Origin of the sequence: Christensenella minuta (genome assembly GCF_003628755.1) — a bacterium.
GTDB classification, from domain to species: Bacteria; Bacillota; Clostridia; order Christensenellales; family Christensenellaceae; genus Christensenella; species Christensenella minuta.
In genome coordinates this window covers 21,337-35,355 of sequence record NZ_CP029256.1, presented here as the reverse complement: position 1 = coordinate 35,355, position 14,019 = coordinate 21,337, and the positions used below count along the sequence as shown (strand labels likewise).

14 protein-coding genes are annotated in these 14,019 nt (G+C 54.5%); 7 read left to right on the top strand and 7 right to left on the bottom strand.

Translation table 11 applies throughout. From position 1 onward, the window contains the following. The first annotated feature begins 115 nt into the window (after positions 1–115). The 3 genes from B1H56_RS00160 to B1H56_RS00150 are packed head-to-tail and all read left to right on the top strand — an operon-like array spanning position 116 to position 3,381. Positions 116–1,447, top strand: a complete 1,332-nt coding sequence (locus tag B1H56_RS00160; RefSeq protein ID WP_066523475.1) for a sensor histidine kinase — start codon at positions 116–118, stop codon at positions 1,445–1,447. Further along, positions 1,440–2,105, top strand: coding sequence for a response regulator transcription factor (locus B1H56_RS00155; RefSeq protein ID WP_066523474.1), 666 nt, complete (start codon positions 1,440–1,442; stop codon positions 2,103–2,105). The genes B1H56_RS00160 and B1H56_RS00155 overlap by 8 nt, the downstream gene beginning before the upstream one ends. Continuing rightward, positions 2,098–3,381, top strand: coding sequence for an ABC transporter substrate-binding protein (locus B1H56_RS00150; RefSeq protein WP_066523473.1), 1,284 nt, complete (start codon positions 2,098–2,100; stop codon positions 3,379–3,381). The genes B1H56_RS00155 and B1H56_RS00150 overlap by 8 nt, the downstream gene beginning before the upstream one ends. A gap of 28 nt (positions 3,382–3,409) precedes the next feature. Here the strand turns inward: B1H56_RS00150 and B1H56_RS00145 are convergent, their stop codons facing one another. The 7 genes from B1H56_RS00145 to rpmE form a co-directional block, all read right to left on the bottom strand. Beyond that, positions 3,410–3,904, bottom strand: a complete 495-nt coding sequence (locus B1H56_RS00145; protein WP_066523472.1) for an arsenate reductase/protein-tyrosine-phosphatase family protein — start codon at positions 3,902–3,904, stop codon at positions 3,410–3,412. A 4-nt stretch (positions 3,905–3,908) separates the two neighbouring features. After that, positions 3,909–4,967, bottom strand: coding sequence for an L-threonylcarbamoyladenylate synthase (locus B1H56_RS00140; RefSeq protein ID WP_066523471.1), 1,059 nt, complete (start codon positions 4,965–4,967; stop codon positions 3,909–3,911). After that, positions 4,964–5,725 carry a ZIP family metal transporter gene (locus tag B1H56_RS00135; RefSeq protein WP_066523470.1) on the bottom strand — a complete coding sequence of 254 codons (762 nt, stop codon included), beginning with the start codon at positions 5,723–5,725 and terminating at the stop codon, positions 4,964–4,966. The genes B1H56_RS00140 and B1H56_RS00135 overlap by 4 nt, the downstream gene beginning before the upstream one ends. Before the next feature lie 79 nt (positions 5,726–5,804). Continuing rightward, on the bottom strand, positions 5,805–6,869 hold the full coding sequence (gene prfA / locus B1H56_RS00130; RefSeq protein ID WP_066523469.1) for a peptide chain release factor 1: 1,065 nt from the start codon (positions 6,867–6,869) through the stop codon (positions 5,805–5,807). A gap of 52 nt (positions 6,870–6,921) precedes the next feature. Continuing rightward, the gene (gene prmC / locus B1H56_RS00125) at positions 6,922–7,764 is read right to left on the bottom strand and encodes a peptide chain release factor N(5)-glutamine methyltransferase (protein ID WP_066523468.1); all 843 of its coding nucleotides are present in this window, start codon (positions 7,762–7,764) and stop codon (positions 6,922–6,924) included. Further along, a complete protein-coding gene (locus tag B1H56_RS00120) occupies positions 7,757–8,785 on the bottom strand; it encodes a DUF1385 domain-containing protein (protein ID WP_066523467.1) in 1,029 nt (342 codons plus the stop codon). The genes prmC and B1H56_RS00120 overlap by 8 nt, the downstream gene beginning before the upstream one ends. A gap of 180 nt (positions 8,786–8,965) precedes the next feature. Beyond that, on the bottom strand, positions 8,966–9,166 hold the full coding sequence (rpmE, locus tag B1H56_RS00115; RefSeq protein WP_066523466.1) for a 50S ribosomal protein L31: 201 nt from the start codon (positions 9,164–9,166) through the stop codon (positions 8,966–8,968). Between the two features lie 145 nt (positions 9,167–9,311). Between rpmE and B1H56_RS00110 the strand changes: the two genes are divergently transcribed. The 4 genes from B1H56_RS00110 to B1H56_RS00095 all read left to right on the top strand — a co-directional run bounded on the left by B1H56_RS00110 (position 9,312) and on the right by B1H56_RS00095 (position 13,993). Then, on the top strand, positions 9,312–10,142 hold the full coding sequence (locus tag B1H56_RS00110; RefSeq protein ID WP_066523465.1) for a metallophosphoesterase: 831 nt from the start codon (positions 9,312–9,314) through the stop codon (positions 10,140–10,142). Positions 10,143–10,168: 26 nt separating this feature from the next. Further along, positions 10,169–10,927 carry a metallophosphoesterase gene (locus tag B1H56_RS00105; RefSeq protein WP_082771030.1) on the top strand — a complete coding sequence of 253 codons (759 nt, stop codon included), beginning with the start codon at positions 10,169–10,171 and terminating at the stop codon, positions 10,925–10,927. Between the two features lie 30 nt (positions 10,928–10,957). Then, complete coding sequence (locus tag B1H56_RS00100) at positions 10,958–12,469, top strand: MFS transporter (RefSeq protein WP_082771029.1); 1,512 nt, start codon at positions 10,958–10,960, stop codon at positions 12,467–12,469. A gap of 213 nt (positions 12,470–12,682) precedes the next feature. Next, a complete protein-coding gene (locus B1H56_RS00095; RefSeq protein ID WP_082771028.1) occupies positions 12,683–13,993 on the top strand; it encodes a S1C family serine protease in 1,311 nt (436 codons plus the stop codon). Positions 13,994–14,019 lie beyond the last annotated feature (26 nt).

Here is a 14,019-nt window from a genome sequence, read left to right as displayed (position 1 = left end):
TTTCGTCCGCCCCGCGCTTACTTGCATTTGCATTTTCTTATTACTATAATAATGTAATGAGATTCTGCCCGATCATTTTACCGGTATTTTTATACCATCTGCAAGGAAAACCGGGGTGCTGATTTTGAAGGCTTTGAATACACGTATCGTTCAGCGCATCATGCTTGTACTGAATCTGTCAATTATTATCGGAATATGCGCCCTGCTTGTCCTGTGCGTAAAATCCATATCGCAGCAGGGACTGGCGAGCGATTTTCTGTTGCGCGCCAACCGGGTGCCGCAAGCGCCGCAGGACACCATTTTCATATGCTTTATCCTGCTTCTGTTTTACCTGCTGAACCTACTTATCCGCGAATCCTCCGTAAAAATACAGCGCAATAAGGTATTTTTTATGCTTTCCTGCACCGTTGACCTTATTTTATGCGTTTCTATCATCATCGTGACCAACGTGGTTTACCGGGGAATCCTTCTTTTGTCGGGCGCATGTATGCTTTACCGGCTCGACGGAAAGCGGCAGAGATTCTTTGTTTCGGCGCTGCTGATAATCCTGTATATTGTATGCGAATACCAGATCCTGGCGCAGATTTTTACTATTACGCCCCTTGAGCTTTACACCAGTTATCTTCCTGCCGCGGCCCAGACGCACTTCTCCATTGTGCAGCATATCCTGTTTTCCTGCAACGACGTATTGTTTGTCGTTTTTATGATTTCATGGATCCAGCAGCAGAAGGAGGAAACAAAAATTATCAACCGTCTTTATAACCAGCAATACCACATCAACGAAGAACTGAAGCTGGCAAATATCCAGCTTGAACATTATGCGGAAAAATCAGAAGAAAACGCCTTGATCCGCGAACGAAACCGGCTCGCGCGGGAGATCCACGACACGGTCGGCCATTCGCTTACCGCCATTTCGGCCGGGATCGACGCATGCCAGGTGCTGGCAGGTTCCGAATCACAGCGCCTTAAGGGGCAGCTGAAAACCCTGTCCGCGCTGTCGCGCAACGCCCTTGTCGACATTCGCCGGTCCGTGAGGGAGCTGCGGCCCGATTCTCTCGCCCGTATGACCTTCACGGAAGCCGTATGCGATATTGCCTCCAATATTTCCGATGTTACGGATACCACGGTGGCCGTGCACCTTTCAGGGAGCCGGCCGATGCAGGAACGCCTTGAGGATACGCTGTTCCGCGTGATCCAGGAGGCCATTACCAATTCCGTCAAACATGGTCAGGCGATGCGGGTCGATGTGACCCTTGAATTCGGGGAAGCTGGCGTTAACCTGCTGATATCAGACAACGGAAAAGGCTGCGCGCTGGTTATCGAAGGCTCGGGACTCAGCGGAATCCGCGAACGCATTTCCGATTTTGGAGGCTCCTGTTGTTTCCGCGGAGAATATGGATTTTTTGTTGAGATTTATGTGCCCTATATGGAGGAAAACAATGATTAAGATATTAATTGTAGAAGATCAGGAACTGATCCGGCAAAGCCTGGAGATCATTCTTTCTTCCCAACCCGGGCTTTCCGTGATTGGCCTTGCGGGAAACGGGAACGAGGCGGTGGAAATGGCAGGCGCACTTTCTCCCGACGTCATTTTGCTCGACATCCGCATGCCGGGCATGGATGGTGTATCCGCATGCAGGATCATCAAGGAAAAATATCCCGGAATCAAAATTATTGTACTGACGACGTTTGACGATGACGAATACGTATTCGACGCAATCAAATACGGTGCAAACGGATACCTGCTCAAGGGAACCTCAGTGGATGAATTGGCAAACGCCATCCGCACCGTTTATAACAACGGAACTCTGATTAACCCGGCCATTGCTTCCAAGCTGGTCGGCTTCTTTTCCAAAATTGCGAAAGGCGATATCCCGATCCCGCGTCAGGAGCCGAGCCTTACGGAGCTTAACCAGCGGGAAAACGACATCGTAAAGCAGGTATGCAAGGGCTATTCCAACAAAGAAATCGCACACACCCTGTTTTTAAGCGAAGGAACTGTGCGCAACAGCATCAGCACCATACTAGCAAAGCTCAACCTGCGCGACCGTACCCAGCTTGTTTTATACTGCCTGCGGCGGGATATGGGAGAGACGCATGAATAAAGCGACGCGGATTTTATGCGCCGTCCTTGCGGCGGCAGCCATTTCCCTGTTTGCAGTGCAATTGTCCTGCCGCTCTGCCCTGCACCGGGAAAACAAGCTTGTAATCGCCGTAGCATACGACGGTGACAACAACCACATCGAGGTGCAGAACCTCAAATATATCAGCCGGTGCGTCGAGGCCTTTCAGACACAGTATCCCGATATCGACGTGGAGGTGGAGACTATTTCCTATGACACCTATTCAAACTGGCTTTATGATTCCCTGCTATATGGAAAAGCGCCCGATCTTTTTACAGTGCTCCCGCAGGATTTCCCCATCCTTACCTCCCTCGGCGTGCTCGAGGAAATCGGCGGAACGTCCTATGAAGGACGGATCGCGCCCGCGATCCTTAAAACCTGGAACCGCAGCGGGGTTTTGTATGCGGTTCCGTATGCGACCTCTCCGCCCTGCCTGATCGTCAACAAGTCGCTTCTCAGCCCCTACGAAACGCCGATCGACGACACCAATTTCGATTGGTTCGATTTCTATTACTATTGCAGGAACTATACGTCTGATACCGACGGCGACGGGACCGTCGACACCTTCGGAGTTTCCAACATGAATTGGCGCACAGCCGTTTATGCCAATGGTCAAAGCCTGTTTGACCTTTCCTCCCTGACAACGGATTTTAATAATCCGAACGTGGAATATTCCGTCAAGCTGGCTACCAGCATGAACCGCCTGACTCTGGAAGACTCTAACGGTTCTTTTGAACACAACCATGCCCTGATTAAAGTGACCGATCTTGCCGAGGCCCGCTATTATGTCAAAAATTATCCGCAGATGGATTTGCAGATACTCCGGATTCCCAAGGGGCCTGACGGCCCTTACCGTACGGAGCCTTATGATTGCTGCGCGTTCGGCATCAATAAAAACAGCGCCGCAAAGGCCTCCGCAAAACAATTTTTACAGCATATGACGCTCGACGAAGCACTGCAAACCGAATTTCTTTCGTATGGATATGCCTTTCCGGTGCTGAAAAGCGTCCAGCAGACCGAAGCGGCCGCAGCCGATATGGAAGCGTATATCGATCCGCAGGCCTTAGCTCTCCTGTTGTCCGAATCGGAGACGATCCCCATCGAATTTGTGGAATACTATGACCTGATGGGCATTGCGGATAAGGAAATTTTCCAGTATATCCAAAGTAATATCGATATTGAAAGTGAGCTGAACGGTCTCAACGGCCGGATGACGGAAATGTTCCAGAGTACCCTGAAATCGGCGGCCGTTTCCTGAAAAACAGCCGTATAAAAAAGACAAGGCGCTAAGCCTTGTCTTCAAATTCGTGTTCGAGGCGTTCCACCAACAGCTCCACCGCCTTTGCAAGCTGCTGCGCACACGCGCGGTATTCCTCCATTCCCTCGTCAAAGGGGTCCATGATGTCGTAGGAACTCGTGGCCGGCTCGCCCAGGACGCCCTGCGCATAACCGAGCAGAGTGTGCATCTTGCCCGTTTCCTCGGGCGCCAGCACCTCCATATGTTCGAGCTGTTCCTTGCCCATAGCAAGGATGATATCGGCCCATTCCGCGAGCTCCGCCGTGAACTGCACCGCGCCGTGGCCTTCAAGCTCAAGGCCCATTTCTTCCATCGTGCGCACCGCTTCTTCCGTTGGGTCGGCATCCTCGCAGGCGAATGTGCCTGCCGATTTGATCTTCACTTCACCGTGAAGGATCCTACTTCGGTCTACCGCATCGTCCATCAGCGTTTCCGCCATGGGGCTTCTACAGGTGTTGCCTGTGCAAACAAACAATACGTTCATAGTTTTATTCTTTTTCCTCCCCGGCGGCCACAATCCGGTGTCCCGCCGCCCTTATGATCCTGTTCATGACCGCAAGGCCCATTTTTTCTTCCTGCGCATGGAAATATGCAGCATCGAAACCCTGTTCGTCGATCTCCCGCAATGTACGGAAGAGGGCCGCTTCTGCCTCCCCTGCGTCCCTGCCCAGCGGCAATATCCTGCATTCGGGATAAAGCCCCGCGCATTCGTCGAGGCACAGGACGACAGCCGTTTTACCCTGCATACTATCACTATGATACCGAAAATTAACGCATTTCGCAACCTCTTTTTTATCCCCTGTAAATACCGTAACATTCGCTTTCGGGGCATAATGCCTGTATTTCATCCCGGGAGACGCGCATACTTCATCTTTTTGGGCTTCGCTCATCACACCGTGGTGCACGCGGACGTTTCCCACCGCCTGCCGGATCATTTCCGGGGTGATATCGCCGGGGCGGAGGATCACAGGGATTTCCCCCGTCGCGTCTACGACGGTGGATTCGACCCCCACCCGGCACGGCCCCCCGTCAATAATCAGCGGCACTTTTCCGCACAGGTCCTCGTACGCATGCCGCGCGAGCGTTGGGCTCGGCTTGCCGGAAATATTTGCGCTGGGCGCCGCCACCGGTATGCCCGCGCGCGCGATGATCTCACGCGCAAGGTCGTTTTCCGGCATCCGCACCGCCACCGTCCCAAGGCCCGCGCTCACCGCATCCGGAATGCGGGCCGACTTTTTCACGATAACCGAAATCGGTCCCGGCCAGAACCGCTCCATCAGCCTGCGGGCCGTGCCGCTCACTTCCGCCGCCACATCGCGGAGCTGTTCCATCTTTGCGATGTGGACGATGAGCGGGTTATCCTGCGGCCTTCCCTTGGCTTTAAAAATGCGCCGCACCGCATCCGCGTCAAAAGCGTTTGCACCAAGACCGTATACGGTTTCCGTAGGAAACACGACCAGCCCGCCGCCTTTCAGCTCTTCCGCTGCCTGCGCTACCGCGCTTTCCCTGTCTTTCCACGCAAAAATCGTTGCCGTCTTCATTATCATACAAGCGCCACCAATATTCCGCCAAATACCGCCCCGGCTGCAAGCCCGGCCCAGGTTGGCCACCCTTTGTAAAGCCCCGCCGCCTGCGGAAGTAGCTCGCTGAACGTCAGGTACAGCATCGCGCCGCCGCCAAAGGCCACGCTTCCACCCAGCACCGTGGGCGAGATGTTCCCCACAAGCGCCCCCACAAGCGCGCCAACCGCCATCGGAAGCGCCGCAAGGACTGCGGTAAGCAAAATGCGGCTGTATTTGACGCCTCCCAGTTTCAGAGGAATCGCAAGCCCCATCCCTTCCGGGATATTATGCACAAACAGCAGCACCGCAAGGCCAAAGCCAAAGCTGCTCGCGGACACAAGCCCGCTTCCGAGCGCAAGCCCCTCTGGAAGGTTATGCACTGCGATCCCCATCGCAAGCAAAAAACCCGAACGCACCAGCCGGTCCTGTTTCAAATCCCGGATCAGCTCCGAATTCCCGGAGGCGGACACGTCATGGTGCGGCATAAATTTGTTGATTAGAAAAAGCGCAAACGCGCCGGCGGCAAACCAAACCAGCGCCAAGGGCCAGCCCGCGCTTTCCATAGATTCCGGCAGCATATCGAAAAGCACCACCGAGAGCATAATGCCCGCAGACAGGCCCATCAATACGGCGGAAATACGTTTCCCTTTGATTTTAATAAAAAATACGGCAAGCGCGCCGATGCCTGTGCCGAGCGCACCGACCGCCGCGCCCACGAGCGTCGCATATAAAATTGGGTTCATTTAGCCGCTCCTCCTTGTGAAGGCCCTGCCACATTCCGTTCCCGGCAACGGCAAAACCATTGCCCGACGGTTTTGCGGTTTACTGCTCCTGCAGTTTCCTTTGCCGTTCGTCCAGGGTAAGCGCGTCGATCATCTCGTCCATATCCCCGTCGAGGAACGCCTCGAGCTTATAGAGCGTAAGCCCGATACGGTGGTCCGTAACCCGTCCCTGGGGGAAATTATAGGTACGGATGCGTTCGCTGCGGTCCCCGGAGCCGATTTGGCTCCGGCGGTTCTCCGACAGTTCGCTGTCCGCCGCGCCCTTATATAGATCATATAACCGCGAGGCGAGTACTTTCATCGCCTTGGCTTTATTTTTAATCTGGGATTTTTCGTCCTGGCAGGTCACCACCAGACCGGACGGCAAATGCGTAATGCGTACGGCGCTGTCCGTCGTATTGACGCTCTGTCCGCCGTGCCCTCCGCTGCGGAACACATCCACGCGCAGGTCTCCGGGATCGATGTTCACTTCCACCTCTTCCGCCTCGGGCAGCACCGCCACCGTCGCTGCCGAGGTGTGGATGCGTCCGGACGATTCCGTATCCGGCACTCGCTGGACGCGGTGTACGCCGCTTTCGTATTTCAGCCGCGCATACGCGCCTTTGCCCGCGATCGAAATGACTATCTCCTTGACACCGCCAAGCTCCGTGGTGTTGGAGGACATGGTCTCCACCGCATACCCCCTGCGCTCCGCATAGCGCAGATACATGCGCAGCAGGTCGCCGCCAAAAAGCGCCGCTTCATCACCCCCGGTGCCCGCGCGGATTTCGAGGATCACGTTTTTATCATCGTTCTTATCCTTGGGGATCAGAAGGACCTTGAGCTCGTCTTCCAGCGCCTCCCGCTCTTTTTCGAGCGGCGCGAGCTCCTCCTTTGCCAGCGCGACCAGCTCCGCGTCGGTCTCCGTCTCAGCCAGCTCGCGGTTCTGGGCGATATGGTCCAGCACCCTTGCATACCGGTCGTACGCCTCCACGATCTCCGTGAGGGAGGACTGTTCCTGCGCAAGCGTGCGGAATTTTTCCTGGTTCCGGGTGACTTCCGGATCGGAAAGCGCCTCCGACAATGCGTCGTATCTATCCTTGATCGTTTTTAATTTATCCAGCATAAACGTCTCCTACCTATCGTGGCCGGCTTTGAAAAAGCAAGACAGCCACGGCTTATGTACCCATGAAGCCACAAACCCAGCGGGGTCTCCCGCCAAGGTCGCAGCCACAACTGATTTTAACAAATCCAGCTGTTTTTAGCAAGGAACGCACGCGCTCCGCCTGCGTATCGCCGATCTCGAGAACGAGCGCCCCGCCCGCGTTCAGGACCGAAGGAATCTCCCGTGCCGCCCGCTCGTAAAACGCATAGCCGCCGCGCGCCGCAAGGAGCGCAGACCGCGGCTCGTAGTCCCTCACCTGCGGCTCAAGCTCCGCATAGTCCGCAGCGCTGATATACGGCGGATTACACACCACCAAATCGAAGCGTCCGCCGATCTTTTCCAGAAAATCCCCCTGCACGAAGCTTTTCTCCTGCCGCGGAATCAATGCGGCCGCGTTTTTCCGCGCCACGCTGAGCGCATCGCCAGAGCTGTCCGCGAAGCAGACCGTTTCAAAACGCCCTTCCGCGCCGAGTGTCACGCCGAGCACACCGCTCCCGCAGCACAGGTCGAGAACAGTCTTATACCCATTTTCCCGCGCCGCGCCGAGCGCGCGTTCCGCCACGCTTTCGGTATCGTAACGCGGGATCAGTACCCGTTCGTCAACATAAAACGGCCTGCCGTAAAAATACTTTTCGCGCAGCACATACGCGAGCGGCTTCCCTGAAAGGCGCTCGGCGGCGAGGCGCTTTACTTCCTCTTCCCGGCCGCACGCATCGAAAAAGCGCAGGCACAGCGAAGAAAAATCCCCGCCGTGCACATGCGCCGTAATCACCCTTGCCTCAGCCTCCGCTTCCGCAAAGCCCGCATCGGCAAGTGTTTTTATAGTTTGTTTAAAGACTTCGCCCCAATTACTCATTGGTCTCAAGGACCGCTTCCTGCGTATCTGCCGCGCATTCCCCTTTTTCTACCGGGGAGCCGTCGATCTTGTGACCGTATTTTTCAGCAAGCGCAGCGATCTCTTCGTCCGTCATATTTCCTTCCGCAGCAAGGAAGGAAACGAGGGCGACTTCGATCATGCCGTCGTCCGGTTCGCGCGTCGTGAGGTATTGCAGCGCCATCCCCGGCTTCCTAAGGGCCATCGTAAATTTGTTGTCGTATTTGGCGACCAGCTTCAATATTTCATAGGACACGCCTGCCACAACGGGCAGCATCGCAAGGCGCAGGCCGATGCGGATGAGCCAGCTGTCGCTCCACCCGAGAAGCGTAAAAAGCAGAATGGAGATAATCATGACGATCAGCAGGAAACTTGTCCCGCAGCGCGGGTGCAGGCGCGTATTTTGGCGCGCGTGCTCCACATCCAGGGGCATATCGTGCTCAAAGCAGTTGATAACCTTATGCTCCGCGCCGTGATAGCCGAACAGCCGCCTTATATCCTTCATATTGGAGATGGCAAACAGGTAGACCAGAAACATCCCCACCCGAATGACCCCGTCGATCAGGTTTTTGCCGAACGCAGAATCCACATAGGGCGTAATCCATCCGGTAATCAGGTTGGGCAGGATGAAAAACAGCCCCACCGCCACCACCACGGCGATAATCACGGCAAAAAAGATTGCCACATCCATCGGGCTTTTTCCCGTTTTTTCCGCGATTGCCTTTTCCGTTTTGGAGGGCTCGAGCTCCTCGTCCTCAGGATCATACATTTTAGCCGCATCCGTGATCGTCTTGACGCCCGAAACGAGCATTTCCACGAAATTCACCACGCCGCGGATAATCGGGATCCCCAATATTTTATAGCGCGCGGAAAGAGATTTCGTCTCTTCCTTCTGTGTTACGATCTCTCCGCACTCCCGCCGGACTGCGATTGCGGTTGTCTCCGGAGAGCGCATCATAACGCCTTCGAGGACCCCCTGACCGCCAATACTTGTACGTTTCATTCAGTTCCTTTCTACAGCGGCAGTTTTGCCGTGCCGCTTTAATACCGCTTTATGCAATTGCTGCCAAAAGCCTGTGACCGGCCTTTTCGGTAAATCGTTATAAAAAAGAAAAACAGACCGTACCTCTTTTAGGAAGAACGGTCTGTAGTCTTTTAGAACACATCAATAAGGATGGGCACATTATTTCATGCCGTATCTCTTCTTAAATCTATCCACACGACCGCCTGTATCGACAAGCTTCTGTCTTCCCGTGAAGAACGGATGACATTTCGAGCAGATATCGACCTTCATCTCGGACTTTACAGAGCCTGTTTTAAAAGTTTCGCCGCAGGCGCACGTCACTGTGCATTCGCCATACTTCGGATGAATTCCTTCTTTCATTGCGTTTCACCTCTTTTTCCACAAAGTAGCATTATTTATTATATCACACGCTTTGCAAAAAGCAACACTTTTTCGCAAGAAAGTTAATAGTTTCTTTACACTTTTTCCGTCCGCAGAATATATAATGTTAAAAAAGGAGATGCTTATGAGAAAACACGGCAAAAGAATCCTCTTTTTCCTGCTGGCCGCCTTCTTTGCGGTCAACATTTGGGTGTTTATGCTCGGGCAGAACGAGACGCTGAACATTGCGGAATTCGAGATCGGCAGCGATAAGATCGAAAATCCGGTTACGATCGTCCAGCTTTCCGACCTGCACGAAAAGTCTTTCGGAAAAGATAACGCCGGCCTGTTTGCGGCGGTACGGAGCGTGCAGCCCGACCTGATCGTTATTACGGGCGACATCATCTATAATTCCTACACCGATTCCCCCAATTTTCCCTATATGGAAACCCTCGCGAAAAACTGCGTGCAGACCGCGCCGTCTTTTTTCATCACGGGTAACCACGACCGGTATCATCCGCAGGCGGTGAAGGAAGCGTTTGCGAAAAACGGCGTGACGGTCCTTGACGGAAAAGTAACGTCTTTTAATGTCGGAGACACAGTGCTTTCCATCGGCGGGATCGACGATCCCGATATCGACCCTGACAGTATTTCCGGGATCGATTTTAACGGCAGAGAGAATTTTTGCCTCCTGCTCGCGCACCGTCCCGGCGCTTTTGAAGATTATGCCCGGGCAGGCGCGGACCTTGTGCTTGCCGGGCATACGCACGGCGGACAGGTCCGCCTGCCGTGGACGAAAGCCATTTTTTATGCGGACGGCGGCTTTTTCCCCGAATATTCGGACGGTCTTTATACCAAAGACGGCGCTGCGATGGTTATCAGCATGGGGCTTGGATCTTCGGTGATCCCTTTCCGCCTCTTCGCGCGGCCCGAGATCACAGTCACGCGGCTGTTGCCTGCGGCCGCCGGATCGTAGTATGATAGAGTCGTTGCCAAATTGCGATGGATAAGGATAAGCTAATGTTTCGCGTGACTGAATATACCATAAAAAACGAAAAGATCAAAACGCCTGTGCGGATCGCGCAGATTTCCGACCTGCATGAAAAATCGTTCGGCAGGAAGAACCGCATCCTGTTTGAGACAGTGGAGGGACTGCGGCCCGACCTCGTGGCGATCACCGGGGATATGATCTACCATTCCCATACGAAGCATCCCAACCGGGCGTATATCGAAAATGTGGCCGCATGGGCGGGAGGCCGCGCTTTTCCCTCTTTTTTTGTGACGGGAAACCATGAACGTATGTGGGCGGACTATACCAAAGCCATTTTTACGGAAAACGGCGTGACCGTGCTGGACGGAAGACATGTTTCCTTTACCGCGGGCGGCACAGCGCTCAATATCGGCGGGGTGGACGACCCTACGATTGACGCGCACAGCGCGGGGCGCCTGTGTTTTCCGCAGGACGGCCGCTTCAATTTATTGCTGGCGCATGATCCCCTGCCTTTTCGCGGCGGCTATGACCGGACGGGCGCAGACCTTGTGCTCTGCGGGCACACCCACGGAGGACAAATCCGCCTTCCGGGCGGCAAAGCCCTCATCTCCCCGGGAAGCCATACGCTTTTCCCTCAATATTCGGACGGGCTTTATACGAGTGGCCGCGCCGCGATGATTATCAGTATGGGCCTCGGCGTTTCCGTCATTCCGTTTCGCCTGTTTGCGCCGAGCGAGGTGCTGCTCATCCATCTTGTCCCCAGCGCCTGACAGCGTAATTTTTAGATTATTCCCTTTTTCATGGGGTATATACTTACTATCTCAGAGAAAAAGGAAGACCGTAAAATGACGAACCGTACCTCTCCGGAATATTATGCAAAACATAAATGGTCGATCCTCGCCGTCCTGATCTTTATGCCTTTCATGGCAACGCTGGACGGCACGATCGTAAACGTGGCCTTGCCCGTGATGGTAAAGGACCTCAAGACCGATATGGAATCGATCCAGCTTGTGGTGATCGTATACCTGATTGCCGTGGTCGCGTCTATTCTGCTTTTCGGCCGGCTCGGCGACATCAAGGGCAAGGGGCGGCTTTTTATGTTCGGCACCGCGGTATTTACCATCGGTTCGCTGATGGCGGGCTTGTCGCACGACCTGAATACGCTGATCGTTTCCCGGGCGATCGAGGGAATCGGCGGCGCGGCAGCCATGGCGAACAACCAGGGGATCATCACCGAGGTGTTCCCCGCAAGTGAACGCGGGCGCGCACTCGGTATTTCCGGTATTTCCGTAGCGCTCGGCACCATGCTTGGCCCGCCCATCGGCGGACTGATCGTTTCTTCCCTCAGCTGGAATTATATTTTCCTGATTAACGTGCCCGTGGGGATCGTAGGGTTCCTTCTCGCGCTGCGGCTCCTGCCCCGCGGGACGAAAACCAAGCAGAAGGTGGATACCCTCGGCGCCGTGACGCTTGCGGCGGCGGTAATCCTCTTTTTCTACGCGCTGCTCTCCGGGCAGAACGTGGGTTACGACCGATACTACATTATATTGGCTTTCGTTGGCTGCATCGTGTTGTTTGCGCTTTTCATATGGTTTGAGAAAAAAAGCAAGCAGCCAATCGTGGACCTCTCTTTGTTTAAAAACTCGTTGTTTACAATCAGTATCGTTTGCGTACTTATCCAGTTCTTTGCGATGAGCGGCATCAGTATCATTCAGCCGTTCTATATCGAGGATGTGCTGAAAATCGACCCCGGGCAGACTGGCCTTATCATGATGAGCTTCCCCATTGTAATGGGGATTATGTCTCCCCTTTCGGGTTATATTTCCGACAAGGTCGGCGCGGCAAAAATTACGCTCGTCGGTCTCGTCGTCATGACTGCGGGGCTTTACCTTCTTTCCACCATGACGGCGGCCGAACCGGTAGCAAAGCTAATCCTGTTCCTGTGCATCGTGGGTTTTGGCGCGGGCGTTTTCTCCGCTCCCAACACCTCCCTCATTATGTCTACCGCGCCCGCCGGGAAACTCGGCATCACCGGCAGTATCAACGCCTTTACGCGCAACTTCGGCAGCGTGACCGGCATTTCCCTTTTGACTACGCTGCTCTACTCGCTGATGAGCTCCAAAGTCGGCTATCAGGTCAAGGGTTTCATTTCCGGAAAGCCGGACGTATTCGTATACGGCATGCAGACCGTTTATGGGATTGGCGTTATGATCCTCTGCGTTAGCGTACTATTGACAATAATACGTTTGTTTCAGGATAAAAGGCAGCGGGCTTCGCAGGCGGCCCCGGACGCGCCCGGAGGCAAAAAATAGGCAAAGAACAAAATTTTCAAGCGCCGCCCCTGCAAGTGCGGAGGCGGCCTTTTTTCGCGCCGCGGCGCGCGGCATACGCCATTCATAAATTTGTTACGTTTCCTTCAAATATTGTTCAAACCGGGTTCAAGAATTCGTCACGTTCGGAGATTATCATTAATTTGTAAAATAAAACAAAACCTTTGAATAGATAGCTTATAAAGGAGGCTTAACATGAACGACAACAGATTTTTTTATCGGGAACAGGGCGGATTTACGGGCGGACAGGGAGACGCGTTTCCGCATCCCGTTTCCCGTGAAGAGAATGGATATCTTCGGCAGGCGCAAAGCAATGATCCCCGCCGACTTGACAGTGAAAGTTTTTATTCCGGCGGACAGGGAGGCGGCAGGAAACCAAAGAAGGAAAAAGCGCCGTTCCTGACAAAGAAGGCGGCGGCAGTCGTCCTGACGCTGTGCATCGGCGCTTCGGCGGTCTTTGGTTTCGGCGCCGGAATGATGACCGGAAGGAGCAATCTCCCTACGGGAGTCACACAAAATGACACCGGCGTGCTCCAGACTTCGGCGGATGCGGGCAGTTCCTCGGGCAGCGACCTCTCCGTAGCGGATATCGCGGCAAAAACGCAGGACTCTGTTGTGGAAATTACGACCGAGGTCGTACAGACGAACCAGTTTATGCAGCAGGTGTCCGGCGAGGCGGCGGGCAGCGGCGTCATCATTTCCGAGGACGGCTATATCGTTACCAACAACCACGTTGTGGAGGACGGCACCAGCTATACCGTGCGCACGAAGGATGGGACCAGCTATGACGCGGCGCTTATCGGCAGGGACCCGCAGACAGACCTTGCGGTCCTCAAGATCGAAGCGGCGGGGCTTACGCCCGTTACATTCGGCGATTCGGACGCAATTGCGGTCGGCGACACAACGGTCGCGATCGGCAACCCGCTTGGAACGCTCGGAGGAACGGTAACGGACGGCATTGTGAGCGCGACGAACCGTGAAATCAATCTTGGAAACGGCGCGATGAACCTGATCCAGACGAACGCGGCCATCAATCCCGGAAACTCCGGCGGCGGCCTTTTCAACGGACAGGGCGAGCTCATCGGCATTGTCGTTGCAAAATCCGGTGGAACAAACGTGGAAGGGCTTGGCTACGCTATCCCGGTGAATGAAGCGAAGGACGTCGTCGACGAACTGATCGAAAGCGGCTATGTGACCGGGCGTATCTCCATTGGGGTATCGGTCCTCGATGTTTCCGACGTGCAGACCGCAATGAGCTACGGCCTTTCGGGTACGGGCGTTTATGTGGCGCAGGTAACGGAAGGCTCGGCAGCGGAAAAGCTCGGCATCCAGGCTGGGGACAGGATCGTATCGCTGGACGGCAGGGAGATCGCCACTTCCTCCGACCTTGAGGAAGTGATCGACAGCCACTCCGTGGGCGACACCGTGGAAATCACGATCGAGCGCAGCGGACGCACGGCATCCACGAACATTACATTCGAGGAATATGTCCCGTCGAATTCTTAAAATGTTCATTGGAACTTCATATGGAA

Bases quoted from the DNA above. Each gene is read 5' to 3' on its own strand.
- B1H56_RS00155 (WP_066523474.1), top strand. From the start codon at position 1,440: ATGATTAAGATATTAATTGTAGAAGATCAGGAACTGATCCGGCAAAGC.
- B1H56_RS00150 (WP_066523473.1), top strand. From the start codon at position 2,098: ATGAATAAAGCGACGCGGATTTTATGCGCCGTCCTTGCGGCGGCAGCC.
- B1H56_RS00145 (WP_066523472.1), bottom strand. From the start codon at position 3,904: ATGAACGTATTGTTTGTTTGCACAGGCAACACCTGTAGAAGCCCCATG.
- B1H56_RS00140 (WP_066523471.1), bottom strand. From the start codon at position 4,967: ATGATAATGAAGACGGCAACGATTTTTGCGTGGAAAGACAGGGAAAGC.
- B1H56_RS00135 (WP_066523470.1), bottom strand. From the start codon at position 5,725: ATGAACCCAATTTTATATGCGACGCTCGTGGGCGCGGCGGTCGGTGCG.
- prfA (WP_066523469.1), bottom strand. From the start codon at position 6,869: ATGCTGGATAAATTAAAAACGATCAAGGATAGATACGACGCATTGTCG.
- prmC (WP_066523468.1), bottom strand. From the start codon at position 7,764: ATGAGTAATTGGGGCGAAGTCTTTAAACAAACTATAAAAACACTTGCC.
- B1H56_RS00120 (WP_066523467.1), bottom strand. From the start codon at position 8,785: ATGAAACGTACAAGTATTGGCGGTCAGGGGGTCCTCGAAGGCGTTATG.
- rpmE (WP_066523466.1), bottom strand. From the start codon at position 9,166: ATGAAAGAAGGAATTCATCCGAAGTATGGCGAATGCACAGTGACGTGC.
- B1H56_RS00110 (WP_066523465.1), top strand. From the start codon at position 9,312: ATGAGAAAACACGGCAAAAGAATCCTCTTTTTCCTGCTGGCCGCCTTC.
- B1H56_RS00105 (WP_082771030.1), top strand. From the start codon at position 10,169: ATGGATAAGGATAAGCTAATGTTTCGCGTGACTGAATATACCATAAAA.
- B1H56_RS00100 (WP_082771029.1), top strand. From the start codon at position 10,958: ATGGGGTATATACTTACTATCTCAGAGAAAAAGGAAGACCGTAAAATG.
- B1H56_RS00095 (WP_082771028.1), top strand. From the start codon at position 12,683: ATGAACGACAACAGATTTTTTTATCGGGAACAGGGCGGATTTACGGGC.